This is a genomic window from Aeromonas sp. ASNIH1, from assembly GCF_002934285.1.
Taxonomy (GTDB): Bacteria; Pseudomonadota; Gammaproteobacteria; order Enterobacterales; family Aeromonadaceae; genus Aeromonas; species Aeromonas caviae.
Genome location: NZ_CP026228.1, coordinates 4,318,433 through 4,342,178, shown reverse-complemented (window position 1 = coordinate 4,342,178; position 23,746 = coordinate 4,318,433). Strand labels below are relative to the sequence as shown.

Genomic DNA, 23,746 nt, shown 5'->3' with positions numbered 1-23,746 from the left:
TTGTGTTATCCGGGGCGCCGTCGCGCCCCTTTTTTAATGTCGAGTGGCGGGTTGTCAGACTAGCGCTGGCTCGCGCTGCGGCTCGCCTGCATAGTGGCGGGCCGCCACATCCGGGTGGGAGCGCAGCCTCCCCTTGAGCACGTTCTCCCCCACCTGATAAAAGAGCGGGTTGGCGGGATCGCTCTGGGGCCCTTCGGCCAGCGCCGCCAGCTCGGGGGAGAGGCTAAGCAGTGGCACAGTCGCATCCAGCCTTGCCGCCATGAAGAAGGCGCAGGAGAGGCGCGATACCCCGGGAGGTGGGCTCACCACCCGGTGCAGGGTGGCCTTGAGGTAGCCGTCGGACGCGAGCTCCAGCAGCTCGCCGATGTTGACCACCAGGGCGCCCGGCAAGGGGGGCGCGGGGATCCAGCCATCCGCCGTCTCCACCTCGAGCCCGGAATGATCGTCCTGCATCACCAGCGTCAGGTAGCCGGGATCCTTGTGGGCACCTACCCCCTGACCACTGCTGCCTTCCGGTTGTCCGGGGTAGTGAATGAGCTTCATGTGCTGGTAGGGGGCACCGCGAATGCTCTCGTCAAATACTCCGGCGGGCTGCCCCAGCACCTCTGCGAAGGCGTCCAGCAGGGTGAGGGTGATGTCGCTCAGTCGATCCTGCCATGCCAGCAGCCGTGTTTTCATCTCGGGCAGGGCGGCGGGCCACTGATTGGGGCCGATGAGGCGCTGCCAGGGTTCACGAATATGCGCCACAGGCAGGGCCTGGGCCTCATTCATGATATCGAACTGCTCCCGCAGATCCGGCCGTGCCCGGGTGAGCTCTGCCCCCACCTGGTTGTAGCCGCGAAAGTGCGGGGAGTGAACCATCTGCACCGCCAGTTTTTCTTCAAGTGGCAGGGCGAAGAAGCGGGCGGCGAGCGCCAGGGTCTCCTGGCGCGCCGATTCGCTCAGATCATGGCCCACCAGATAGAAAAAGCCCACTTCGCGGGCGGCCTGGCCAAGCTGCGCCAGCATCTGGCTGCGTGCAGCCGGGGTGCCTTTGAGGGCGGCGAGATCGATGATCGGCAATGATGGGGTGGTCATGGGCATCTCCTCACTTTCCGTGAACGGGGTCTGCGTGCCCCGGCGTGCGGGGTGTTGCGAAACCGGGGCGCACTCTTCTTGAGTGGCGCCGTTTGGGTTGAGGGTGATGCTACTGTTCGAGGTTATAAGGTGGAATCAACAAAATATTCTTAGTTATATACAAAATTCGAAATGGAATTCGGACTTGGGCGAATGGAACGAGCAACGGGCGGCTCAGGCGGCGATCGGCCGTACCGGGTGAGAGCGACATTGGCGTGACGGGATAGACGCGGGAGAGAAAAGGCGGAGGGAGGCATCAGCCTCCCTCCGTGTGACTGTCATGGGAAGGGTTGCTGGCGCGCCTTTCCTCAATAACCCAGAGTGAAACGCTGGCGCAGGTGAGCCGGTGCTTGCACCTCGTTCAGCACCCCGTCCGCCAGATCGCCGACCGTGATCCCGGCGGGCTGCTCGCCGCTGAACAGCACCTGATCCGTGCCAAGGCGGTAACCGCCGCGCTTCTCGCCGGGTTCGAGGAACACCGGTGGGGAGACGAAACGCCAGTCGAGGGTGGTTTCCCGGCGAAGGGCGGTGAGACCATCCCGGGCCGCGAGGGCCCCTTGCTTCCACTCTGCCGGGAACTCCGGGGTGTCCACCAGCTGCACGCCCGGGGCGATTTCCAGACTGCCGGCACCGCCGACTACCAGCAGCCAGCTGTTGGCCGCGACGGCGGCGGCCACGATGGCGCTGGCACCCTTGAGGTACTGATCGTAGATGTCCGGGGCACTCCAGCCCGGGTTGTAGGCACTGATCACCCGATCGTGCCCCTTGAGCACCCTGGCCAGTGCCTGGCTGTCCTGGGCGTCCACCGCCACGGCGGTGACCAGGGGATGGGCGGCGACCTTGCTCACGTCACGCACGATGGCGGTGACCTGATGACCCCGGCTGACGGCCTCCTGGAGGATGGCTGAACCGACAAAACCGCTGGCACCGATGAGGGCAATCTTCATGGGAATTCTCCTTCACTGTGGGAATGGGGCTATCCTACGCCCCCGAGTGTGATTTAATAATCCACTTAAAATTGCATTCACTTGTAAGCAGGGATTCATAATGGATCAGCTCAGACGCTACGCCATCTTCGCCGCCGTGGTGGAGGCGGGCAGCATGACCGGCGCCGCCAAGGCCCTCGGCATGACCCCGTCCGCCGTCAGCCAGCATATCAGTCAACTGGAGAGCCAGCTCGGCCTGCCCCTGCTGCACCGCTCCACCCGCCGCCTCAGCCTGACCGAAGCGGGGGAGGTGGTGTGGCAGGGTTGCCAGTCGTTGCAGCAGACCCTGAACGACACCGAGCTGCGCCTCTCGGAGGTGCGCGACAGCCTGCTCGGAGAAGTGCGGATCACCGCGCCGGTGGGGATGGCCGGCCAGCCCCTGGCGCGGGCGCTCTCGCCGCTGCTGCAGGCGCACCCGGGCCTGGGCATCCAGATCATTGCCGACGACGAGAAGCGGGATCTCATCAAGGATCGCATCGACGTGGCGCTGCGGGTCGGCACGCTTGAAGATTCCACCCTGGTGGCGCGCAGGCTGGGTCAGACCCGGATGCTGCTGTGTGCCTCGCCCGCCTATCTGGCACGCAAGGGCACGCCGCGCAGCCCGGCAGATCTGCTGGCCCACGACTGGCTGGCCTCGGACATGCTGGGGGGCGGGATACTGCTGCTGGACGAGAAGGGGGAGGCCCACAAGATCAAGCCCAAGCCCAGGGTGCTGTGCAACAACGTCTTGCCCCTGCGCCAGTTCACCCTGGCAGGGCAGGGGATTTCGCTGCAACCGGAAGGTGAAATAGAAGAAGATCTCGCCACCGGTCGGTTGCTCGTGCTGCTGCCGGGCTTTTTGGCCCCTCCCATGGAGATCCATGCCATCACCCCCCAGCGGGAGATCCCGGAGAAGGTGCGGCGGGTGATCAGCGCCCTTCGCAGCCACTTTGCCGAGCATGGCCAGAGCCGTCTACCCTGAGCGGGGCGGGATGAATAGCCAGGCGGTGCGCCGGCCTTGCGGTCGGCGCGACACCCCTGTTTAATGTGGCCCTCCCGGGCCAGAGCGCCCTCTGCTGGCGTGGTCTCAAGCGCATCATGACACCGACTTCTCCCCACCCACTCCGTGAGCCGGCACCCGAGGCGCGCGCCCACCTCACCCGCATCGAGCGAGTGCTCGACTACATCCATGCCAATCTGGATCAGCCGCTCTCCCTGGAGGCGCTGGCCCGGCAGAGCTGCTGGTCCCGCTGGCAGTTGCAACGGGTATTCCTGCATGAGACGGGTCAGACGGTGGCTCACTATGTGCGCGAGCTGAAGCTGAGCATGGCGGCGGAGGCGCTGCTCTCCACCCGGCTGCGGGTGCTGGATGTGGCGCTGGATCACGGGTTTGGCTCGGAAGTGAGTTTCAGCCGCGCCTTCAAGCAGCAATTTGGCTGCTCGCCGCTGGCGTATCGCAAGCGGGGCCTGCGGCTGGGGCTGCGCACGCCTCTGGTGCGGGCGGCGGTCCCCCGCTCTGCCTCTCCCAACCTGGTGCAGGTGCGCATAGAGAGCCTGCCGGCGTTCACCTTGTTGGGGGTCAGGGGCACGATCCGGGGGTTGTTCGATGCCTCACCGGATTTTCAGCAGACGGTGCCCGCCATCTGGCGAGCGCTGCGCGCGACGGGGGCGCTGGACCTGTCGAGGGAATGGCTGGGGGTGGTGGATGTGTCGGGGGCAGGGGAGCGGCTGCCTTACTGGGCCGGAGTGGCCACGACGGCGCCTACGCCCCCCGGCCTGTCGAGTCTCAACGTGCCGGCTCAGGAGTATGCCGTGCTCACCCACAAAGGACCCATTGCCCAGCTGGGGGAGAGCCTGCACTGGTTCATCCTGCACTGGCTGCCGGAGTCGGTATACCGGGGGCTGGACGGTTTCGAACTGGAGCGCTATGCCCCCGGCTTTGACGGCCAGCAGCCCGACGCCACCATGGAGTACTGGCTGCCCGTCGCCCCCCGTTAGGGAAGGAGGCTCATCCCGGCATGGCGCCGGGATGGCTCCGGGCGTGTGGCGCTGGCCAGGAGATCAGTGAACTGGGCCGGTGGCAGCGGCTTGGCGAAGTAGAAGCCCTGCAGGTAGTCGATGCCATAGTGGCGTGCCATTTCGACCTGCTCCTGGGTCTCCACCCCCTCGGCGACCAGAGCCAGCCCCATGCGATGGGCGAGATCCAGGATGTTTTCGACGATATGGCGGGAGGGGCCTTCCTCTTTCATTCCCTTGATAAAGCTGCGATCGATTTTGATGATGTCCACATGGAACATCTGCAGATAGCAAAGGCTGGAGTGGCCGGTGCCAAAGTCATCGATGGCGATGAGCACGCCCAGCTCGTCCAGGGCATCGAAGATGGCGCGGGTCTGCTCGTCCGCATCCACCATCTCCCGCTCCGTCACCTCGAGCACCAGGCGCAGATCCTGGCCCAGGAAAGCGCGAAGAAAGTCGCGGCACTCGGCGACGATGTCCTGGTTTTTGAAGTGCTGGGCGCAGACATTGACGGCGACGTGAAAGCCGGGGGGCAGCCTGTCGGCCACCCCGACCAGATAATCCCGGGTCTGGGCCATCAACTGGCGGGTCATCGGCACTATGTAGCCGCACTCCTCCGCGAGGGGGATGAAGTGGTTGGGGGCAATCATCCCTTGTGTGGGATGACGCCAGCGCATCAGCACTTCACAACCGCGCAGGCGCCCCTGCCTGTCCATCACGGGTTGCAGATGGGGGATGAACTCCCGGGCCGCCATGGCTCTGGCAAGCTCGCTGCGGGGGGAGCCGCTGCGCCCCCTCAGATAGAAGGTGAGCAGCCCCAGCAACAGCGCCAGCACAGGGGCGGCAAGCAGGTTCTCCTGGTTGTACGCCCAGGCAAACGCCAGCACTTCCTTGTAACCGTTGAGCGCCACCAGGCGATAGGGATGAGCGGTGGGCTCGCTCTGTTGCAGACGCTGTCCCCCTTCCAGCAGGCGGGCTGCGGGCAGGGTCCTGCCGTGGCCATCGAGGGCCTGGTCCCCGAGGAGGAAGAAGAGGTTGTCCTCCCCCATCACGGCCTGCAAGGCGCCGAAGATGTGGAAGCCGTCCAGCTCCACCAGCAGGGTACGATCGCCGGATGGCTGACGGTAGAGGATGGCGGTCTGCCCGGTGATGGGGCTGTGTCTGGCGAGGATCAGCGTCTGGTTGCCCGCCGGGCCACGGGGAATATCCCGGGTGAGGATGGGCCTGTGCAGGGTGGTACAGCGCAGTTGCTGTCCCTCCAGCACATAGAGTGCCCGTGCATAGGGGGAGGCGGTGATGAGGTCGCGCAGGGCCAGTTGCTCATCCTGACAGCGGCCCATGGCGAGGGGGCGGGCGGCCTCGACCAGGGACTGACTGTCGTTGATGGCGCTCTCTATCATGGCCCGGGCATGGTTCAGGCTGCGCGCGTTGTCCTTGCGAAGGCCGCTGGCCGCCTGCAGGAGGTTGAGGGCGGTGAGGCCGACCAGCAAGAGGAGCCCGAGCACGATGGCCAGACGCAGACGCTGTGCCAGGGGATCAGTCGGCATGGTGCACCCGATTCTTGCCGGCATCCTTGGCCTGATAGAGCGCCTGATCGACCCGCGTCAGCAGTTGCTCGGTGGACTCCTGTCGCCACAGTCCCAGCCCGGCAGAGAAGGTCACCACCAGGTCCGGTTCGCGCCATGGTCGCTGTGCCACCTGGGTGCGCCACTGCTCGAGCATCGTCAGTGCTCTGGTGCTGTCATCCCCGGGAATGATGATGGCCAGCTCCTCGCCGCCGTAGCGGTAGAGGGTGGCCTCCTGGCCTGCAATCTGCCGCCCTTCCCGGGCAACCGCCCGCAGGACGTCGTCACCGACCGGGTGGCCGTGGGTGTCATTGATGGATTTGAAGTTGTCCAGATCGATCAACCCCAGGCAGAAAGGGCGGCCGGCGATCAGCTGGTCGTCGAGTGCCTTGTCAAAGCAGCGGCGATTGCACAGACCCGTGAGGGCATCGGTGTTGGACGCCTCCACGGCTTCCAGCATCTGGCGATGGCCGCTCTGGATCTCCTGGCGCAACTGATCCCCCGGTTTGCCTTGGTGGATGCGTCCGGCGCGCATCAGGGCGATGATCTCGAAAATCATCTTGCTGAGCACATGACGCAAGGACCACCAGCAGAGCAGGCAGATCAGCATGCAGCCCACCAGGGTGATCTGGAGCTGGTGGGACTCGCTGCTGCTTACCTCCTTGAACCTGGCATCGCTGACGGCATAGATGACGAACCAGTCCGGGTTGGAGAAGGAGTAGTAGTAGAGGTGGGTCTGGCGCTTTGCATCGAAGAGGTGGTCGGCGCCGTTGGTCATCTGCTCGATGAGCCGGCGGTCCACGCGATGGCGAAACAGGTTCCCCACATCCGAATGCAGCAGGATGTCGCCCGCCCGATCGACCAGGTAGAACTCCCCCTTGAGAGGGCTCATGAGCTGACGCAGGGGATAGCTCATCTGCTCGAGATCCACGTTCATGGCCAGGGTGCCGAGGAAGAACCCCTCCTTGTCGAGCAGGGGGCGGGAGACGGAGACGCTGCGGCTCTTGTCGTCGAATTGGCTGGTGTAGTGATCGGTGTAGTGCACGAAGAGGGTTCGCACGGCGGCGGAGAGAAACCAGGGGCGCTTCCTGGCATCAACGTGCTCCTCGACCGGCAGATGGGGAATGGAATTGAAGCGCCCCTGCGGATCGGCGAGCAGGATGCTCTTCACATAGGGGGTGAGTGCCAACGTTTGCATCAGGGAGAGGCCAAGGGGCGTGTTGCCCTCATTGAGGAAGGCATCCAGGCCTGATTCATCGATGACACTGCCCGTTTCGTTGAGGACATGCTCCAGTGATTTGAACTGTGGCTCGATGGACTGGGTCGCCATGTTGTGCACGAACATGGCCGCCACCTTGTGGTACTTGCGCTCGGCAGAGGTCCGGATGCTGACACTGACGGCCATCAGGGCGATGAGCAGGGTCAGGACGATGACTCCGAAGGTGACGTTGAGCTGGGTATCGCAGTGCAGGTTTTGGTAGGCGGTCTCATGCATAGGCGTGTGCTGATGGCTTCAGATTGTCTCAATCAGGGCTGATAAAAGGGTGGGCATGCTATCGTCTCATTTATCAATAGCGATTGACCAGGATCAACAAGGGCAGGGCGCACACGACCATACTTGTCAGATGAGTGTGAATATGGGGGTAAAAATGCCGCCATGTTCTGAATATGTGATGGTTACTTGCCGATTGACGATGCAAGTGAAGGCGGTGTCCTTCATCAGGCGGCCATGATGGGCCTCCCTGAGAGCCTCGACGGCGTTGCCATGTTGCCTCCGATAGCAGATGGCGTGCCTGCCACCCTCGCTTTCCCCGCTTCCCCGCCAACATGCCCCAAATTGTTAATATCGGGGCAAAATAGAACAATAAAATGCAAATGATATTTGTTACTATTCACATGCAGTAAGTAATCGAGGATCAGATGCAGCTTGTTCACCCCCCTTTGACCCTGGTCGCCGTGACCATCTCCACCCTGCTTGCAGGCTCTGTACAGGCCACCGCGCCCGACAGCCAGGATACGGCCACCGCCGACGAGACCCTGACCGTGCTCGGCCAGACCTATCGCAACACCGCGACCAAGACCCGGCTCGACCCCATCGAGACGCCCCAGGCCATCTCGGTGGTGGATGGGGAGACCCTGTCGCTGCGCGGCGTCAGTTCGGTGAGCGAGGCGCTGCGCTACGTGCCCGGCGTCAACACCGAGCTGCGGGGCGGGGCGGTCAATCGGCTGGATCTGTTCAACATCCGTGGCTTTGACAACTACCAGAACTTCTATGACGGCCTGCTGCTCCAGTACAACGACTGGAACCTGCAACCCCAGATCGATCCGGTGGCCATCGAGCAGCTGGAGGTGTTCAAGGGGCCGACATCGGTGCTCTATGGCAGCATGCCCCCCGGCGGCATGGTCAACCTCATCGCCAAGCGCCCCCAGCGGGAGAGCAAGCACAACGTGAGCGTGGCGACCGGCACGGGCACTCTCAAGGAGATGACCCTCGACAGCACCGGTGCCATCAACGAGCAGCTCGCCTATCGGCTGGTGGGACTGGCCCGGGAGAAGGATGGCCAGGCGGTGACCTCGAAGGAGGAGCGCTACGTCTTTGCGCCGTCCCTGGACTGGCAGCTCGGCGAGCGCACCCTGCTGAACCTCAACCTTTACTACCAGAAGGATCCCGAGGCCGGCATCTACACCACTGTGCCCGCCAGCGGCTCGGCCAAATCCAATCCCCTGGGGCAGCTTGGCAGCGACACCTTCCTTGGCGACGAGAACTGGAACGAGTACAACCGGGATGTGACCCTGCTGGGCTACAAGCTGAGCCACGACTTCAACGAGCGCTGGCAGGTGTTGCAAAATGCCCGCTACATGGATGCGTCTGCCTATCAGCGCAACACCTACAACGCGGCCCTGGCGGCGGACAACCGCACCCTGGCCCGCAACGCCTATCTCACCGATGAAGACTCTCGCGGCGTTGTCATCGACAACCAGCTGGCGGGCAAGGTACAGACGGGCTCTGCCCAGCACAACCTGCTGCTCGGGGTCGACTACCAGTACCTGGATGCCCATGTCCTCTACCGGGATACCCTCGACTACTCGGCGCCCAGCATCGACATTTTCAACCCGAACCATAGCCAGATAGTCCCAGAGGCACTCACTTTCAACTACCAGGATAAAAAGGTGATCCGTCAGTCCCAGACCGGCGTCTATCTGCAGGATCAGGTGCGCCTCGATCGGCTGGTGGCCATCGGCGGCGCCCGCTACGACCGCTACCGGATGGACACCGACAGCCGGACCCTCTATCAGGGGGCGGACAGCCAGTCCCTGGCCCACATCGATCAGGACAACCTCTCCTTCCGCGTCGGCGCGCTCTATGAGCTGGATGGCGGCTTCTCCCCCTATGCGAGCTATGCCGAGAGTTTCGAGCCGGTGCCGGGGGCGGACAAGCAGGGTCAGGCGTTCAAACCGGCGACCGGTCATCAGTGGGAAGGGGGCGTCAAGTTCCTCTCCGACGACATGAGCAAGACGGCGACGCTGTCGGCGTTCCACATCACCAAGAAGAATGCCCTGGTGACGGATCCGGACAATGTCTACGGGCCCAAGCTGCAGACCGGGGAGACGGTCTCCAGGGGCATCGAGCTTGAGGGGAGAGCCGATCTCACCAGCCAGCTGGATCTGGCCCTCAACTACACCCTGATGGACATGGAGATCACGCGCGATACCACCACGTTGCAGGGCAAGACGCCGGTCTGGGTCCCCAGACAGATGGCGTCGCTGTGGAGCAACTACTACCCCGGCGGCAACCTCGAGGGGATGCGAGTGGGCGCCGGCCTGCGCTACGTGGGGGAGGCCGAGATGGATGCCGCCAACACCGACAAGGTACCGGACTACCTCCTGATGGATATGTCCGCCTCCTACGATCTCGCCGCCCTCAGCGCAAGCCTGAAAGGGGTAGGGGTATCGCTTGGCGCCAGCAACCTGTTCAACAAGACCTACTACTCCTGCTACGACCAGAACAACTGCTGGTTCGGGGCCGAACGAAGCGTGGAGGCGCGACTCAAATACGCATTCTGACCTTGCGCCCCGGCACGCGCCCGGGGCCCTTTCAACGAATGGGCGAGGAGAGGGCGCGCGGTGTGCCGCGCGGCCTTGGCCGGGAGAAAGCGGACGCGGAACGCGCCCTCGTCTCGGATCACCAGGCCCTGTTCGCGGCGGCGGCCAGCCTGATCCCGTCCCTCAAGGGGAACCTGGTGGCGGCCGGTGACGTGTGCACGCCACTGACGGATGCCACCGGGGCGACGTCGGCCGAGGTGGCCGCAGCCCTCCATGCGCACTGGCAGCAGGCACACCCGGAGGCGGGACCCGCCTACTGGCTCACCCGCAGCTGGGGCATGCTCTGCTGGCAATCCATCTATCTCGCCATGGTGGCCGTCTACCGCCATCGGGCCGTGCCTGCCCTCGACAGGCTGGGACAGGGGCATGAGGCCGGCGTGGTGTCGGGCTTTACCCTGCCGGCCGAGCCCATGATCAGAGGGGAGGCCGGCGTGTTGATCAAGACGGCAGGAGAGCGACTCCAGGCGCACTGGCAGGGGCTGTTCACCCTCCTTGGGACGGCGCAGCGGCTACGCCCCGGTTTCGTGCGCCCGCTCCTGGCTGACGATCTGCTGGCGGCCCTGGTGCGGGTGCCCGATTTCTTCGGGGAAGTGAGTCTGGAGGAGGTGAGGGCCCATGCCCCCCTCTGGCTTGAATCCTGTGGCCTGCCGTCGGCACATCTGGCGGGTTGGCGCGAGGCGGGGCTGCCCCGGGACGAGGCCTTCCCGGGCTATGTGCGCCAGCGCTGCTGCCTGCACTACAAGCGCCGGGATGGGGAGCTTTGTGGCAACTGCCCGCGAAGGCTGGGTGGGGCGAGGGGTGACGAGTGCTGATGCCCGACTCTTCGTCTTCGCGGGCAACCCGTGATGAAAGCCGCCTGATCCTGGCGGCTTTTTTGTGTCCGGCTTACTGGGCCGCCATCCGGGTGCGGATGCGCTCGAACAGGCTCTGCAGGCAGGCCTGATCTTTGTCGGCGGCGCGCACGGCGCCATACATGTGGCGGCGAATTCCCTCCCCGAGAGGGCGCGCCTCAAGCAGGCCCTGGCGCACGAACTCCTCGCTGGCCCAGCGGGGCAGGGCGGCGAGTCCGAGCCCGGCGGCGGCCATCTGCAGCATGACCGAGGTGTTGTCCACCGGTTTGCAACGGGCGGGCTCCACCCCGGCCGGTTGCAGGAAACGGCTGAACACGTCCATGCGCGCCCGCTCCACCGGGTAGACCAGCAGCACCTCCGGTCGCAGATCGTCCGGTGCGATGCGCCGCTGCTGGCAGAGGGGGTGATCCGGCGCCATCACCAGGGTGAGATCGAAGGCGAACAGCGGCTCGAAGTGAAGATCTCCGCGGGCCTGCACATCCGAGGTGAGCAGCAGGTCGAGCTGGCCGCCAAGCAGGGCACTGATGGCATCGAAACCCGGCACCGACTCCACCTCCAGATCCACGCCGGGCCACTGGCGGCGAAAGTCCGGCAACAGCGGGAGCAGCCACTGGATGCAGCTGTGGCAATCGAGGGCCAGATGCAGCCTGCCCGCCTCGCCGCTGTGCAGGGCGACCAGCTGGCGCTCGGTCTGGGCCAGGGCGGGCAGCACCTGACGGGCCAGGGCCAGCAGATGCTGGCCTGCCGCCGTCAGCACCAGAGGGCGGCTTTTTCGAAGAAACAGCTCCAGATTGAGGCGGGTCTCCAGCTCCTTGAGCTGGTGGGAGAGGGCGGACTGGGTGAGGTTGAGGCTGAGCGCGGCCCCGGCCAGGGACCCTTGCTCGGCCAGGGCGCTGATGGTCTTCAGGTGTTTGAGATCGATGCCCAGATTGCTGCTCTGAGGGGGGCTGGATGGGGTGGGCGCGACCATGGCACTGCTCCTTTGTGCGTCAGTTGAGAAATTCTTGAGAGCCAGTTGAAGAGGATTCAATAGCCAAGGCCACCTTATCTTGTCATTTTGGATGTGTAAACATCTGGATGGCCAAACAATCCAGATCCTCATCAGATAAACGAGCATAAGGAATGGAACCTATGACCTTCGCACACACCCTGGGCTTTCCCCGTATCGGCGCCAAGCGCGAACTGAAATTTGCCCTCGAATCCTACTGGCGTGGCGACACCACCCAGGCCGAGCTGGTCGCCGTGGGCAAGAGCCTGCGTGAGCGCCACTGGCAGGCCCAGCGTACCGCCGGGGTCAACCTGCTGCCGGTGGGGGATTTTGCCTGGTACGATCAGGTGCTGGGTACCAGCCTGCTGGTAGACGCCGTGCCTGCCCGTCACCGCCACGGCGACACCGACCTCGACACCTTGTTCCGGGTGGCCCGTGGCCGTGCGCCGACCGGTCCGGCGGCGACCGCTGCCGAGATGACCAAGTGGTTCAACACCAACTACCACTACCTGGTGCCGGAATTTTACCGTGACCAGCGCTTCAAGCTGGGCTGGAGCCAGCTCTTTGACGAGGTGGAAGAGGCCAAGGCACTGGGGCTGCCGGTCAAGGCGGTGTTGCTGGGCCCCGTCTCCTACCTGTGGCTTGGCAAGGAGAAAGAGAGCGGCTTCTCCCGCCTCGAACTGCTGGATCGCCTGCTGATCGTCTACCAGGAGATCCTGGCCAAACTGGCGGCCCAGGGGGTGGAGTGGGTACAAATCGACGAGCCGGCCCTGGCGCTGGACCTGCCGGACGAGTGGCGCCTGGCCTACCTCAAGGCATATGAGCGCCTGAGCGGCCCCTGCAAGCTGCTGCTCACCACCTACTTCGGGTCCGTGGCCCATCAGCGGGACATCATCACCAGTCTGAAGGTGGACGGCCTGCACCTGGATCTGGTGGCTGCCCCCGAGCAGCTCGAGACCCTGGTCCCGCACCTGCCGGCCCAGTGGGTACTCTCGGCGGGTGTCATCAACGGCCGCAACGTCTGGCGTGCCAACCTGGCCAAGCTGGCGCCGACCCTCAAGGCCTTGAAAGAAAAGCTTGGCGAGCGCCTCTGGGTGGCCTCCTCCTGTTCCTTGCTGCACAGCCCGGTGGATTTGACCCTGGAGCACGAGCTGGATCCCCAGACCCGCAGCTGGTTCGCCTTCGCCCTGCAAAAGTGCTATGAGCTGGGGCTGCTGTCCGACTACCTGGACGGTGGCGCCCTGGACAAGATCGAGGCTTACAGCCAGCCCATCGTGGATAGGGTGTCCGACAGCCGGGTTCACAAGAAGGCGGTGCAGTCACGACTCGCCAGCCTGACCAACAGTGACTTCGATCGCCAGAGCGCCTACCCGGTGCGTGCCGACGCGCAGCGCTCGGATCTGAAGCTGCCGCTCCTGCCCACCACCACCATCGGCTCCTTCCCGCAGACCTCTGAAATCCGGGTGCTGCGCCAGGATTGGCGTGCCGGGCGCATCGATGACCAGGCCTACGAGGCGGGCATCCAGGCCCAGATCAAGGACGCCATCGAGCGCCAGGAGGCCATCGGGCTGGACGTGCTGGTGCACGGTGAAGCGGAGCGCAACGACATGGTGGAGTATTTCGGGGAGCTGCTGGACGGCTTTGCCATCACCCGCTTTGGCTGGGTACAGAGCTATGGCTCCCGCTGCGTCAAGCCGCCGGTGATCACCCGTGACATCGACCGCCCCACCCCCATGACCCTTGAGTGGACGAAGTTTGCCCAGAGCCTGACCGACAAGCCGGTGAAGGGCATGCTGACCGGCCCCGTGACCATTCTCTGCTGGTCCTTCCCGCGGGAAGACGTGAGCCGCGAGCAGTCCGCCCTGCAGATTGGCCTGGCCATTCGCGACGAGGTGGCTGACTTGGAAGCCGCCGGCATCAAGATCATCCAGATCGACGAGCCGGCGATCCGCGAAGGGCTGCCCCTGCGCAAGCAGGATCACCAGGCCTATCTCGACTGGGCGGTGCGCGCCTTCCGCCTGAGTGCAAGCCCGGTGGTGGACAGCACCCAGATCCACACCCACATGTGTTACAGCGACTTCAACCTCATCATCGAGTCGGTGGCGGCGCTGGACGCGGATGTGATCACCATCGAGACGAGCCGCAGCCAGATGCAGTTGCTCGAAGCGTTCGAGCGCTTCAACTACCCCAACGAGATCGGTCCGGGCGTCTACGACATCCACTCGCCGAACGTACCGAGCCAGGGCTGGATTGAAGACCTCATCCGCAAGGCTGCGCAACAAATCCCGGCAGACCGGCTCTGGGTGAACCCGGACTGCGGCCTCAAGACCCGCGGCTGGGAAGAGACCACCGCTGCCCTGAAGGTGATGGTCGATGCGACCCGGGCGCTGCGCGCCGAGCTGGCCTGAGGGCTTCCATTCACCCGGACGAGCGCCCGGTGAGTGTCACCAAGACGAGAGAGGGAAGGCGACAGCCTTCCCTCTTTTTTGCATGGCCGCTCCCTAGAGAGGGATCAGGGCGGACCGGGGGGCGGGCAGGTAGCGGGTGGGGGAAACCGACATCGTCACCGGGTGAGGGGCGCTTGCGAGCGCCTCGGCCAGCCACTGTTGGTCGAGGGGGATGGCATTGCGATCCTCGATCACCAGATTGAGGTGCTGGGCACCCAGGCACCCGTAGCGGGCGGGGTCGGTCTGGGTAAAGAGGCCAAGACAGGACACACCGCTGGCGGCAGCCAGGTGCAGGGGACCGGTGTCGGCGCTGACGAAGAGGGAGAGGCCGCCCGTGAAGCGGGCCAGCTCCCCCATGTTGCCAAGGGAAACGTGCACGTCCCCGAGCAGGTGCTCGGGGGCGGCGGGATCCGCGAGCTGGATCAGCAGGGCATCCGGGCTGTGACGGCGCAGATCCCCAAGCAACCGCTGCCACTGGGGCTGGGAGAGCCCCTTGCCCTTGCGGGCGCCGGTGAAAAAGCCGATCAGGGGACGGCCAGGATGGGCTCGTCGCAGCGCACTCAAGGCCGGGCTTGGCCCCTGCAACAGGCTGCCAAGGGGAATGGGTTCGGCCGGATTGCCCGGTATGCCGAGCAGTTGCAGGGGCTGGTGGGCGTAGTGGCACTCACTGTCCGCAGCCCGCGGACGCGGGAAGATGAGATCCCCGTGGCCATCGTCGAAGCCGCATTTCTCACGGGCCTGTACCCAGGCGGCGATGAAGTGATCCGTACTGGAGGCGAAGGGGACGTAGACCCTGTCGTAGTGTTGGCGGCGCAGACGCGAGAGTGCCGAGAGGGCGCCCGGCAGGTGTCTGCCCTGCAACCGGATCTGATGAATGTGCCGCAGGGGCAGATCGGCCAGGAAGGGGAGCAGGGCGGTGGGGCTGCACACCAGCTCCAGCTCGGCGTGGGGATGGGCGCGATGAAGCTGGTGCAGGAAGGGCAGCAGGAAGAGGTTGTTGCCGATGCGGTTGGTGCTGCGAATGACCAGGATCCGGCGGGGTGCCTGCGAAGAGGGCGGCAATGCGCTGCGACTGGCAAGCCAGCCGAGCAGGGTTCGCTCCAGTCCCGCCGTCCAGACCCGGCGTTGGCCGTCGAAGCGGCGCAGGGCATCGTTGAGGTGAGTCATACCGTTGGGCTCCAGTGTTGGGATGGCGTAAAGGGTGCCAGCGGACTCTTAAGACAATGTTAAGAAGGGAAAACGCGTGCGGATGATGGCCATGGCGGAGCGGGGGGCTGGTGCGGGACGGGGGAAAGTGGCTAGAATTGCGCATTTGAAATAAATGTTATCGTCCGCGGGAGCACCATGCAGTTCAGGGATTTTTTGCCGGTATCGACCAATACCAGCGTCAAAGAGAGTTGTTACGGCGCCCTTGGCGCCCTCATCGGCTTGCTCGGCACCGCCTTGCTGTGCCGCTGGGGGTTGGGGCTCGAGGTGCACTGGCTCATCGCCCCCATGGGGGCCTCCGCCGTGCTGCTGTTTGCCGCCCCGGCCAGCCCCCTGGCCCAGCCCTGGTCCATCCTTGTGGGCAACGGGGTGTCGGCCCTGATGGGGGTATTGAGTGCGAGCCTGGTGCCGGACATGGCTATCGCCTCGGCCCTGGCGGTGATGCTGGCCATCGCCGCCATGTTCCTCACCCGCAGCCTGCACCCGCCCGGCGGCGCCGTGGCCCTGACCGCCGTCATCGGCGGCGAGGGGATCCGGGCGCTCGGGGTCGGCTACGTGCTGCTGCCGGTGCTGCTCAACTCCCTGTTGCTGCTGAGTCTGGGCTTGCTCTACAACCGCGCCCTGGGGCGTCGTTATCCCCATGGCGGCAAGGCGGCGCCCAATCGCCACCAGACGGCGGATCCCCAGCCGAGCGCCCGGCTCGCCACCCAGGACATCGACTTTGCCCTGGAAAAACACGGGGAGCTGCTGGACATCAGCCGCCAGGATCTGCAGGAGCTGCTGCAGGAGGCCCAGCTTCACGCCCTGCGCGAGCGAGTGGGGACGGTGCGTTGCCAGGATGTGATGTCGCGGGATCTCGTCGTGACGACGCCACAGGCGCTCGCCATGGAAGCGTGGCATCTGCTCTCCCACCACCAGATCAAGGCGCTGCCGGTGGTGGATGAGGGGGAGAGGCTGGTCGGCATCATCACCCTGCACGACCTGATGATCGACCGGGCGGGTCACCAGCCGAGGGCGAAGGAGGCCCTTGAGCAGCAGCAGGTCGCGGATCTGATGACCCGGGAGGTGCAGACGGCGCGGCGCTACCAGCCTCTCTACGATCTGGTGGAGGCCTTCTCCGACGGGGGGCTGCACCACATGCCGGTGGTGGAGGGGGAGCAGCTGGTGGGCATCATCACCCAGTCCGACATGGTGGCGGCCCTGTTCACCCTGGCTTTGCAGCCGGGGCTGGCGGAGGAGGTGCCCCCTGTGAGCCATAAGAATGAGCCATAAGAAACGGGCCCCTTGCGGGGCCCGTGTCATTCAGGGTCTGGGATAGACGGTCTGCCCCATGAAGACCGTCTGCTCGACCCGAGCATCGGCGATCTGCTCCGGGGTGCCGGCCTTGACCAGGGCGAACAGGTCCCTGTCCAGCACGATGAAGTCCGCCGACTTGCCCGCCTCGATGGAGCCGGTGATGTCGCCCTGACGGACCGCCCTGGCGCCGTTGATGGTGTAGGCGGCCAGCATCTCGGCAAGGGAGGTGCGCTGACTGGCCCGGAAGTCGTCGCCGCTGCCGGCCGCCTTCACTATGCCGGCGGCCATGTTCGCGAACGGGCGTGGGTCCCGGCTGTCCACCGGGGCGTCGCTGCCCGCCACCAGCACGGCGCCGGCCTGGCGCGAACGCTCGACCGGGTAGAGGGCGTCATGGAGATAGCCCATGGGGTCGTAGATGGCTTCGCTCAGGGACTGCCCTGCCTTGGTTGGCTGGATGAAGGGGCTGACCAGCATGTCGTAGGCAAGCTGGGGCGTGGTCCAGGCATAGGTGAAGGTGAGGTAGAGGCCAAGCTCGCCGAGGCGTTTCTGATCGTCCGGATGCACCACCTGCAGGTGAGCCAGGGTGTGGGGGATGCCGCTGTTCCCGTTGCTGGCGCGGGCCGCCTCCAGGGCATTGAGGGCCACCCGGGTGCTGCGATCGCCGATGCTGTGCATGTGGATGCCAAACCCGGCCCCATCCAGTGCCGTGACGTAGCGCGTCAGATCCGCCTCCTTGTAGTTGACTATGCCGTTGCTGCCCGCATCCTCGCTGTCCGCAGTGATGCTCACCTCGCCGCTGGCGGGATCCAGGGCCAGATGGGGACTGTGGTAGTTCTCCAGCATGCCGGCATTGGGCAGGAAGGGGGGGCTGGTGAAGGGATCCCCCTCCAGCACGCCGTCGAGGAAGATCTTGACCGCATCGGCCTTGATGAGGGGGTTGCCTGCGAAGGCGTCGCGCACCTGGTTCGCCTTGGCCAGGTGCCCGTCGATGTCCAGCTTGCCGCTGTAGTCATCCTGGTTGAAGCAGGTGGCGGCGGTGACGCGCATGTGCAGCAGATCCTGGTCCTGCATCTTGCGCAGCCGACCCCGGATGAAGTCGTTGGCGCAGGCATCCTGCACCCCCGTGATGCCGCGGGACGCCATCAGCTCGGAGATGGCGGGGAGTATCTTGTCATACTGGGCCGCAGCCTGTTCACCCTCCGCGCTCAGCACCCCGGTGTCGGGGACCGCAATGGCGCTGCGGGCCGCGTCCCGGACCACGCCGGTTGCGAGATCCACATAGGGGATGAAGGCCTCGAACACGCCGCCTGGAGCCAGGGTGGTGGCATTGAAGCCGACCACATTGCCCTCTTCGTCCTGTGCCTGCGCCAGCGCCTGGGAGTTGTAGCCGCCGGCATGGCCGTCGACCCCGGCCAGCATCACGGGGTTGTTCGGCGCCGCCGCATCCAGGGCCGCCAGCAGGGTGGCATGGGTGGCGGTGGGGGTGTTGCCGTCATAGGGCGACCACTGGTTGACCACCAGCCACTCCCCGGGAGCCGGGGCGTAGCGGGGCAGGCACTCGCCGATCTTGGCCGCCAGCTGATCCAGGTTGACGCTCTGGCCGTCCAGATCGCACATGTCCAGCGCCACGGTGCCGAGCAGGTGGATGTGGTTGTCGTGCAGGCCCGGCAGCACCATTTTGCCTTGCAGATCCACCACCTGGGTCGCACTGTTTTTCAAGGCCTCGGCCCCTTCGCGAGTGCCCACGTAAGTGAACTTGCCCCCTTGCACCACCATGGCCTCGGCCTGGCTGCGTTGCCCATCCTGGGTGTGGATCTTGCCGTTGAGATAGAGGGTGTTGCCGGGCGGTGGCTCACTGTTGTCTTGCTGGCAGCCGAGCAGGCCACCTAGCAGCAGGGCGATGGTGCCCAGCCTGAGATTGGGGTGTTTGCTATCCATAGCGCGCTCTCCTTGGGTTAATTGCAGTTCTTACTGCAGATATGAGCACCTATGGTTATTGCAGCTACTCTGAAAAATGCCAGCGATTACTGCACTTTTTTTGACTTGTGTTTACCTTGTCTCATCATGTAGTTATGAACACCAGTTGCCCCTTGGGGGCGGACACCGCATCGGGGGAAGAGAATGTCACAACACGTGCTGCCGGCCGAACTTTGCATGCGGCGCCAACCCAGGCAACTGCGCAGCCAGGAGGTGGCGAGCCGCATCGAGCTGGCCACCTTGGCCCTGTTGCAGGAGCAGGGGTTTGCGGCCCTCAACACCAATGCCATCGCCGCCCGCGCCGGGGTGGGCATCAAGTCGCTCTACCATCTCTACCCCAACAAGGAGGCCATTATCTGCCGGCTGGCCATGGACTGGCTGGCGGCGGTGTGCGAGGCGCAGGAGCGCATCCGCGAGCAGGCCGACAGCTGGCCCCAGACCCTGCTGCTGCTGGATCAGGCGCTGGAGGTGCTGGATGAGCGCTTCGTCGGGTATGGGGCGCTGTGGCAGGCGATGGATCTCATCCCCGCCCTGCACGGGGTCGAGCAGGAGCACGAGGTGCGCCAGATTGCGTTCTGGTCCGAGCGGCTGCGCCACTTTGGCTGTCGCTGGCCCGAGCCCGAGCTCACCACCCTGGTGCGCTACTTCTATCGGACTGCGGACGTGGCCAAGCAGTGCACCAAGGGGCAGGGGGAGGCGGGCAGCGCGCTGTGGCAACTTCATAGACGCTGGAGCGAGCAGCTGATGATGGCGGCCATCGAGGAGGCGGATCCCGCCCGGGTCTGGCAGTCGATGCCGGGGCTGGCGCCGGGTTGCCAGACCTCTGCGAAGAGGAGCGAATAGAAGGGAGGCGAATAAAGAGAGGGAGTGCCAGGCACTCCCTCTCTTGTCCTGGGCGCGGCGGGTCAGCCGTAGCGGGCCAGGGTGAGCCCCTCGTCGCTGATATCCGGGGTATTGCCCGAGATGAGATCGCTGAGCAACTGGCCCGATCCGGCCGCCATGGTCCAGCCCAGGGTACCGTGGCCGGTATTGAGCCAGAGCCCGGGAATGGGGCTTGGGCCCACCAGGGGCGTGCCGTCCGGCGTCATGGGGCGCAGCCCGGTCCAGAAGGTGGCCTGCTCCAGATTTCCCCCCTGGGGGAAGAGATCCCGCACCACCATGGCCAGGGTATCGTGGCGTCTGGGGTTGAGCGCCAGGTTGAAGCCCGAGAGTTCGGCCATGCCGCCCACCCGGATCCGTTCGTCGAAGCGGGTGATGGCGACCTTGTAGGTCTCGTCCAGCACAGTGCTGCGCGGGGCACCCTCGGCATTCGTCATCGGCAGGGTGAGGGAGTACCCCTTGACCGGGTAGACGGGGAGCTCAATTCCGAGGGGGCGCAGGAAGCCGGTGCCATAACTGCCGAGGGCACAGACGATGGCGTCGGCCTGGAAGCGCTGCTCGCCGGCACGGACCGCCACGGCGCATCCCTTTGCGATCTCGACCTCGTCGATGGCGCAGTTGAAGACGAAGCTCACCCCGAGCTTGCGCGCCTCGTCCGCCAGGGCCTGGGTGAAGCGGAAACAGTCACCGGTTTCATCTCCCGGCAGGCGCAGGCCCCCCACCACCTTGCCACGCACCCTTGCCAGGGCGGGCTCGACCTCCTCGCAGCCGTCGGCATTCAGAGACTGATAGGGGACGCCGTACTCCTCGAGCACGGCGATATCGCGCTGGCTGGCATCGAGCTGGGCCTGACTGCGAAACAGTTGCAGGGTGCCGAGCTGGCGCCCTTCGTAGTCGAGCGCCAGCTCGCCCCGCAACTGCTTCATGCAGTCGCGGCTGTATTCGGCCAGCCGTACCATGCGCCCCTTGTTGACCGCATAGGCCGCCGGCGTGCAGTTGGCGAACATCTTCAGCATCCAGCGCAGCTGGAAGGGGTCCGAGGTGGGCCGCACCGTGAAGGGGGCGTGCTTTTGCAGCAGCCATTTGGCGGCCTTGAGGGGAATGCCGGGGGCAGCCCAGGGGGAAGCATAACCCGGGGAGATCTGACCCGCGTTGGCATGGCTGGTTTCAAGGGCCACCCCGTCACGCCGCTCCAGCAGGGTCACTTTGTGACCGGCCTTGGCCAGATACCAGGCGCTGGTCACACCGACCACGCCACCACCGAGTACCACTATGTCCATCTTGTCTCTCCTTGACTGGGGCCTCCACCTTAATCAGCCGCCACAGGATATTCAACTGGTGTCGATGTCATTGGTGGTTATCGCTATTCACATTTTGTTAACTGGCTCTCAATGTTGTCATTTGCTCACTTTCTGGCATGAAATCCGGTCGATTCAGAGCCGCTCCAGGTGGAGCAGATGATGCTCTGCCGTCGTCAGGATGGCTTGCTGCTGTTCTGTGGTTTGGCCATCCCAGTTGGCATAAGGCAGGGCGAGGCGAGGGTTGTTGCCAAGTTTGTCCCGGTTGCGCCAGAGAAAGTGCCAATAGAGGCTGTTGAAGGGGCAGCTGTCCGGCCCGCTGCGGGCCTTCACCTGATAGTGACACCCCTTGCAGTAGTGGCCCATCCGCTCGAGATAGGCGCCGCTGCTGGCGTAGGGCTTGCTGCCCATCAGGCCGCCATCGGCAAACTGGCTCATGCCGCGGGTGTTGGGCAGCTCCACCCACTCGATGGCGTCCACATAGATGCCCAGATACCAGGTATCCACCTCGTCAGGGTGGATCCCCGCCAGCAGGGCGAAGTTGCCGGTCACCATCAGCCGCTGGATATGGTGGGCATAGGCGTGCTCCAGAGACTGTCGAATGGCGTGACGCACGCAGGCCATGCTGGTTTCTCCATTCCAGAAAAAACCGGGCAGGGGTTGCTCGGCCCCGAGAAAGTTGGTGCGCCGATACTCGGGCATCTTTTCCCAGTAGAGGGCGCGGACAAACTCGCGCCAGCCGAGGATCTGGCGGATGAACCCCTCCACCTGCGCCAGGGAAATGGTGGCCTGATTGGCCTGCCAGTGAGCTTGCGCAGCGCGGATCACCTCGAGGGGATGGAGCATCTTGCTGTTCATGGAAAACGACAAGCGGCTGTGGAACAGGCTCCAGCCCCGCTCGCTCAGGGCGTCCTGATAGCGGCCGAAGTGGGGCAGACAGTGTGCAAGGAAGTGTTCAAGCAGTGCGCGGCTCTGGCGCCGGGTGACGGGCCAGGGCAGGGCGTCGGCATCGGCACTGCCAATGGTGGCGACGCCGTGGCGGGTCAGCATGGCATCGATGTCGCTCACCTCGTTGGCAAAGGTGAGGGGCGCCGGGATGGGTTGGCTCGCCGGCAATTTGGCGCGATTCTCGGCATCGAAGTTCCAGCGCCCCCCAAGGGGCTGGCCGCGCTCATCGAGCAACACCCGGTACTGCTTTCGCAGGGCGCGGTAGAAGAACTCCATCCGGCTGTGGGGGTAGCGTCGCCAGCCATCGCGGGGGGTGAGAAAATGTTCGCTGTCCACCTCAGCGGTCGGGATGGCAAGGCCTGAGGCCCACTGGGTCAGCTGGCTTGCAAGGCGCCACTCGTCCGGGCTCTGCCAGGCGAAGCGCTCGGCCTGATGCGCTTCGAGCTGGGCCGCCAGCAAGCTCGGCAAATCGGGCCAGGGGGCGCTCTCATCGAGAGTCAGGTAGCAGACCCGGTGGCCCGCCTGGGTGAGGGCGGCGGCGAAGGCGCGCATGGCGGCAAAGAAGGCGAGCACCTTCTGGCGATGGTGGCGGCAGTAGTCCGTCTCCTGGCGCAGCTCCGCCATCAGGTAGCAGACAGCGGGATCCGGCGTGCGAAACCAGCTATGACCTGCGTTCAGTTGATCTCCGAGAATGAGGCGCAGCTCCATCAGGGGTGCTCCTTTCGACGACGGCAGCGTTCGCTGCAATAGCGCACTTCCTGCCAGCAGCGGGCCCACTTGCGCCGCCAGGCAAAAAGACGCTGGCAGACGGGACAGATCTTCTCGGGTAGATGGGGTTTGAGGTGCATGTGGTGGCCCTGTTGATGCCCTTGGTTTCTCTCTGCCTCCTTAACGAAGCACCATACGGTCGGGATCACTGGGGGAGCAGAAAGAGGCAGCAGGCGGTGATTGCCACTCATGAAAAAGGCCCCCGCACCTGCCGGTTCGGGGGCCCTTGTTCTCGTAGCCGTTACTGGCTGCTGAAGAGCCTGGGCTGGGGAGTGGACTGCGCCGTCAGGGTCATGCGGCCCGAGGTTTCCAGCCAGCTCTTGATCTTTCTGGCATCGGCGACCCGTTCATCCGTGGTGTTGGCGTGAAGCAGCACCATGACCACGGGCTCGTTGTTGACCCGGGTTCCCATCACCAGGCAGCGCCCCGCCTCGCGGATATAACCGGTCTTGGAGACCAGAATGGGCCAGCTTCCTTCCCGTACCAGGCGGTTGGAGTTGAGGTAGTGCAGCTGGCGCTTGCCGTTGCGTACCAGACGCTGCTCGGAGGCGGTGTACTGGCGGATCAGCGGGTAGGTGGATGCGGCAGCAGCCAGTTTGGCGAGATCGTGTGCGGTGGAGACGTTGCGGGGGTTGAGCCCGGTGCTGTCGGCGAAATGGGTGCTCCACATGCCGAGCATGCGGGCCTTGGCATTCATTGCCTCGATAAAGGCTTTGCGGCCACCCGGGTAGTGCCGTCCCAAGGCGGAGGCGGCGCGGTTTTCAGAGGACATCAGTGCGATGTGCAGCATGTCGGCGCGGCTCAGGCGCGAGCCCACCGCGAGGCGCGACCCCGTGCCCTTGAGTCTGTCCACGTCATCCATGGTGACGGTGAGGGTCTCGTTGAGGCGCTGATTGCCATCCAGTACCACCAGCGCTGTCATCAGCTTGGTGATGGAGGCGATGGACATCACCCGGTTGGCGTTGCGCTCTGCCAGTGTCTCGCCGGTTTTCGGGTTGACGACCACGTAGGCATCGGATCTCAGCGGCAGGTTGCTGCGGGGTTCGAGCAGGCTGTTGGTGGAAGAAGAGGTCGCAGAAAACGGGTTGGCATGGGCGCTTTCCATGCTGGCGGGAAGGAGGAAGGCGCCGAGCAGCAAGGGAAGAAAAGGACGAAGGTTCATGATTTGACTCTACTACGACTCACAGGGACATTTGGCTAAGTTATATGACGGTAATTGACGCTTCACAACGTCTGGTGGCCGGATATTTCCATTTTATGGGCCAGCGCACCTTGAAATCCCCCGCATCGGGGCTATTGGGCCCGCAAAAGGGAGTCATAGA

The 23,746-nt window shown here is 64.7% G+C and carries 18 protein-coding genes; 7 read left to right on the top strand and 11 right to left on the bottom strand.

The genetic code is table 11. From position 1 onward, the window contains the following. Positions 1-54: 54 nt before the first annotated feature. Positions 55-1,077, bottom strand: coding sequence for an isopenicillin N synthase family dioxygenase (locus C2U37_RS20975; RefSeq protein ID WP_103260261.1), 1,023 nt, complete (start codon positions 1,075-1,077; stop codon positions 55-57). A 347-nt stretch (positions 1,078-1,424) separates the two neighbouring features. Next, positions 1,425-2,063, bottom strand: coding sequence for an NAD(P)-dependent oxidoreductase (locus C2U37_RS20970; protein ID WP_104453003.1), 639 nt, complete (start codon positions 2,061-2,063; stop codon positions 1,425-1,427). Between the two features lie 100 nt (positions 2,064-2,163). Here C2U37_RS20970 and C2U37_RS20965 point away from each other — a divergent pair, with 100 nt between their 5' ends. Both C2U37_RS20965 and C2U37_RS20960 read left to right on the top strand, forming a co-directional pair. Next, positions 2,164-3,063, top strand: coding sequence for a LysR family transcriptional regulator (locus tag C2U37_RS20965; protein WP_042016607.1), 900 nt, complete (start codon positions 2,164-2,166; stop codon positions 3,061-3,063). 116 nt (positions 3,064-3,179) lie between these two features. After that, complete coding sequence (locus C2U37_RS20960; RefSeq protein ID WP_104453294.1) at positions 3,180-4,079, top strand: AraC family transcriptional regulator; 900 nt, start codon at positions 3,180-3,182, stop codon at positions 4,077-4,079. Here the strand turns inward: C2U37_RS20960 and C2U37_RS20955 are convergent. After that, positions 4,076-5,644 carry an EAL domain-containing protein gene (locus tag C2U37_RS20955; protein ID WP_158656293.1) on the bottom strand — a complete coding sequence of 523 codons (1,569 nt, stop codon included), beginning with the start codon at positions 5,642-5,644 and terminating at the stop codon, positions 4,076-4,078. The genes C2U37_RS20960 and C2U37_RS20955 overlap by 4 nt on opposite strands. Next, entirely contained in the window at positions 5,634-7,157 is a 1,524-nt protein-coding gene (locus tag C2U37_RS20950; protein WP_104453001.1) for a GGDEF domain-containing protein, read from the bottom strand. Before C2U37_RS20950 ends, C2U37_RS20955 begins: the two co-directional genes overlap by 11 nt. A 425-nt stretch (positions 7,158-7,582) precedes the next feature. Between C2U37_RS20950 and C2U37_RS20945 the strand changes: the two genes are divergently transcribed. Then, the gene (locus C2U37_RS20945; RefSeq protein ID WP_104453000.1) at positions 7,583-9,727 is read left to right on the top strand and encodes a TonB-dependent siderophore receptor; all 2,145 of its coding nucleotides are present in this window, start codon (positions 7,583-7,585) and stop codon (positions 9,725-9,727) included. A gap of 38 nt (positions 9,728-9,765) precedes the next feature. Further along, a complete protein-coding gene (locus tag C2U37_RS20940; protein WP_199770476.1) occupies positions 9,766-10,578 on the top strand; it encodes a siderophore ferric iron reductase in 813 nt (270 codons plus the stop codon). 73 nt (positions 10,579-10,651) lie between these two features. Here C2U37_RS20940 and C2U37_RS20935 read toward each other — a convergent pair whose 3' ends face one another. Next, positions 10,652-11,587, bottom strand: coding sequence for a LysR substrate-binding domain-containing protein (locus tag C2U37_RS20935; protein ID WP_104452998.1), 936 nt, complete (start codon positions 11,585-11,587; stop codon positions 10,652-10,654). 161 nt (positions 11,588-11,748) lie between these two features. Between C2U37_RS20935 and metE the strand changes: the two genes are divergently transcribed. Beyond that, positions 11,749-14,013 (top strand): 5-methyltetrahydropteroyltriglutamate--homocysteine S-methyltransferase, encoded by a 2,265-nt coding sequence (gene metE, locus C2U37_RS20930; RefSeq protein ID WP_185975439.1) that lies wholly within the window; start codon positions 11,749-11,751, stop codon positions 14,011-14,013. Positions 14,014-14,106: 93 nt separating this feature from the next. On the opposite strand, the gene C2U37_RS20925 is transcribed toward metE, so the two are convergent. Next, on the bottom strand, positions 14,107-15,219 hold the full coding sequence (locus tag C2U37_RS20925) for a glycosyltransferase family 9 protein (protein ID WP_104452996.1): 1,113 nt from the start codon (positions 15,217-15,219) through the stop codon (positions 14,107-14,109). Positions 15,220-15,396: 177 nt separating this feature from the next. Here C2U37_RS20925 and C2U37_RS20920 point away from each other — a divergent pair, with 177 nt between their 5' ends. Next, positions 15,397-16,530, top strand: a complete 1,134-nt coding sequence (locus C2U37_RS20920) for an HPP family protein (protein ID WP_104452995.1) — start codon at positions 15,397-15,399, stop codon at positions 16,528-16,530. 30 nt (positions 16,531-16,560) lie between these two features. Here C2U37_RS20920 and C2U37_RS20915 read toward each other — a convergent pair whose 3' ends face one another. Beyond that, complete coding sequence (locus C2U37_RS20915; protein WP_104452994.1) at positions 16,561-18,492, bottom strand: amidohydrolase; 1,932 nt, start codon at positions 18,490-18,492, stop codon at positions 16,561-16,563. A 183-nt stretch (positions 18,493-18,675) separates the two neighbouring features. Between C2U37_RS20915 and C2U37_RS20910 the strand changes: the two genes are divergently transcribed. Then, complete coding sequence (locus tag C2U37_RS20910; RefSeq protein ID WP_185975438.1) at positions 18,676-19,374, top strand: TetR/AcrR family transcriptional regulator; 699 nt, start codon at positions 18,676-18,678, stop codon at positions 19,372-19,374. Between the two features lie 62 nt (positions 19,375-19,436). Here the strand turns inward: C2U37_RS20910 and C2U37_RS20905 are convergent, their stop codons facing one another. From C2U37_RS20905 to C2U37_RS20890, 4 genes are all read right to left on the bottom strand, one after another. After that, positions 19,437-20,690, bottom strand: a complete 1,254-nt coding sequence (locus tag C2U37_RS20905) for a D-amino acid dehydrogenase (RefSeq protein WP_104452993.1) — start codon at positions 20,688-20,690, stop codon at positions 19,437-19,439. A gap of 153 nt (positions 20,691-20,843) precedes the next feature. After that, the gene (locus C2U37_RS20900) at positions 20,844-22,364 is read right to left on the bottom strand and encodes a cryptochrome/photolyase family protein (RefSeq protein ID WP_104452992.1); all 1,521 of its coding nucleotides are present in this window, start codon (positions 22,362-22,364) and stop codon (positions 20,844-20,846) included. Then, on the bottom strand, positions 22,364-22,504 hold the full coding sequence (locus C2U37_RS20895) for a DUF2256 domain-containing protein (protein ID WP_080770115.1): 141 nt from the start codon (positions 22,502-22,504) through the stop codon (positions 22,364-22,366). The genes C2U37_RS20900 and C2U37_RS20895 overlap by 1 nt, the downstream gene beginning before the upstream one ends. Positions 22,505-22,665: 161 nt before the next feature. Then, positions 22,666-23,586 carry a serine hydrolase gene (locus C2U37_RS20890; protein ID WP_029314613.1) on the bottom strand — a complete coding sequence of 307 codons (921 nt, stop codon included), beginning with the start codon at positions 23,584-23,586 and terminating at the stop codon, positions 22,666-22,668. Between the last annotated feature and the right edge of the window lie 160 nt (positions 23,587-23,746).

Bases quoted from the DNA above. Each gene is read 5' to 3' on its own strand.
- C2U37_RS20975 (WP_103260261.1), bottom strand. From the start codon at position 1,077: ATGACCACCCCATCATTGCCGATCATCGATCTCGCCGCCCTCAAAGGC.
- C2U37_RS20970 (WP_104453003.1), bottom strand. From the start codon at position 2,063: ATGAAGATTGCCCTCATCGGTGCCAGCGGTTTTGTCGGTTCAGCCATC.
- C2U37_RS20965 (WP_042016607.1), top strand. From the start codon at position 2,164: ATGGATCAGCTCAGACGCTACGCCATCTTCGCCGCCGTGGTGGAGGCG.
- C2U37_RS20960 (WP_104453294.1), top strand. From the start codon at position 3,180: ATGACACCGACTTCTCCCCACCCACTCCGTGAGCCGGCACCCGAGGCG.
- C2U37_RS20955 (WP_158656293.1), bottom strand. From the start codon at position 5,644: ATGCCGACTGATCCCCTGGCACAGCGTCTGCGTCTGGCCATCGTGCTC.
- C2U37_RS20950 (WP_104453001.1), bottom strand. From the start codon at position 7,157: ATGCATGAGACCGCCTACCAAAACCTGCACTGCGATACCCAGCTCAAC.
- C2U37_RS20945 (WP_104453000.1), top strand. From the start codon at position 7,583: ATGCAGCTTGTTCACCCCCCTTTGACCCTGGTCGCCGTGACCATCTCC.
- C2U37_RS20940 (WP_199770476.1), top strand. From the start codon at position 9,766: ATGGGCGAGGAGAGGGCGCGCGGTGTGCCGCGCGGCCTTGGCCGGGAG.
- C2U37_RS20935 (WP_104452998.1), bottom strand. From the start codon at position 11,587: ATGGTCGCGCCCACCCCATCCAGCCCCCCTCAGAGCAGCAATCTGGGC.
- metE (WP_185975439.1), top strand. From the start codon at position 11,749: ATGACCTTCGCACACACCCTGGGCTTTCCCCGTATCGGCGCCAAGCGC.
- C2U37_RS20925 (WP_104452996.1), bottom strand. From the start codon at position 15,219: ATGACTCACCTCAACGATGCCCTGCGCCGCTTCGACGGCCAACGCCGG.
- C2U37_RS20920 (WP_104452995.1), top strand. From the start codon at position 15,397: ATGCAGTTCAGGGATTTTTTGCCGGTATCGACCAATACCAGCGTCAAA.
- C2U37_RS20915 (WP_104452994.1), bottom strand. From the start codon at position 18,492: ATGGATAGCAAACACCCCAATCTCAGGCTGGGCACCATCGCCCTGCTG.
- C2U37_RS20910 (WP_185975438.1), top strand. From the start codon at position 18,676: ATGTCACAACACGTGCTGCCGGCCGAACTTTGCATGCGGCGCCAACCC.
- C2U37_RS20905 (WP_104452993.1), bottom strand. From the start codon at position 20,690: ATGGACATAGTGGTACTCGGTGGTGGCGTGGTCGGTGTGACCAGCGCC.
- C2U37_RS20900 (WP_104452992.1), bottom strand. From the start codon at position 22,364: ATGGAGCTGCGCCTCATTCTCGGAGATCAACTGAACGCAGGTCATAGC.
- C2U37_RS20895 (WP_080770115.1), bottom strand. From the start codon at position 22,504: ATGCACCTCAAACCCCATCTACCCGAGAAGATCTGTCCCGTCTGCCAG.
- C2U37_RS20890 (WP_029314613.1), bottom strand. From the start codon at position 23,586: ATGAACCTTCGTCCTTTTCTTCCCTTGCTGCTCGGCGCCTTCCTCCTT.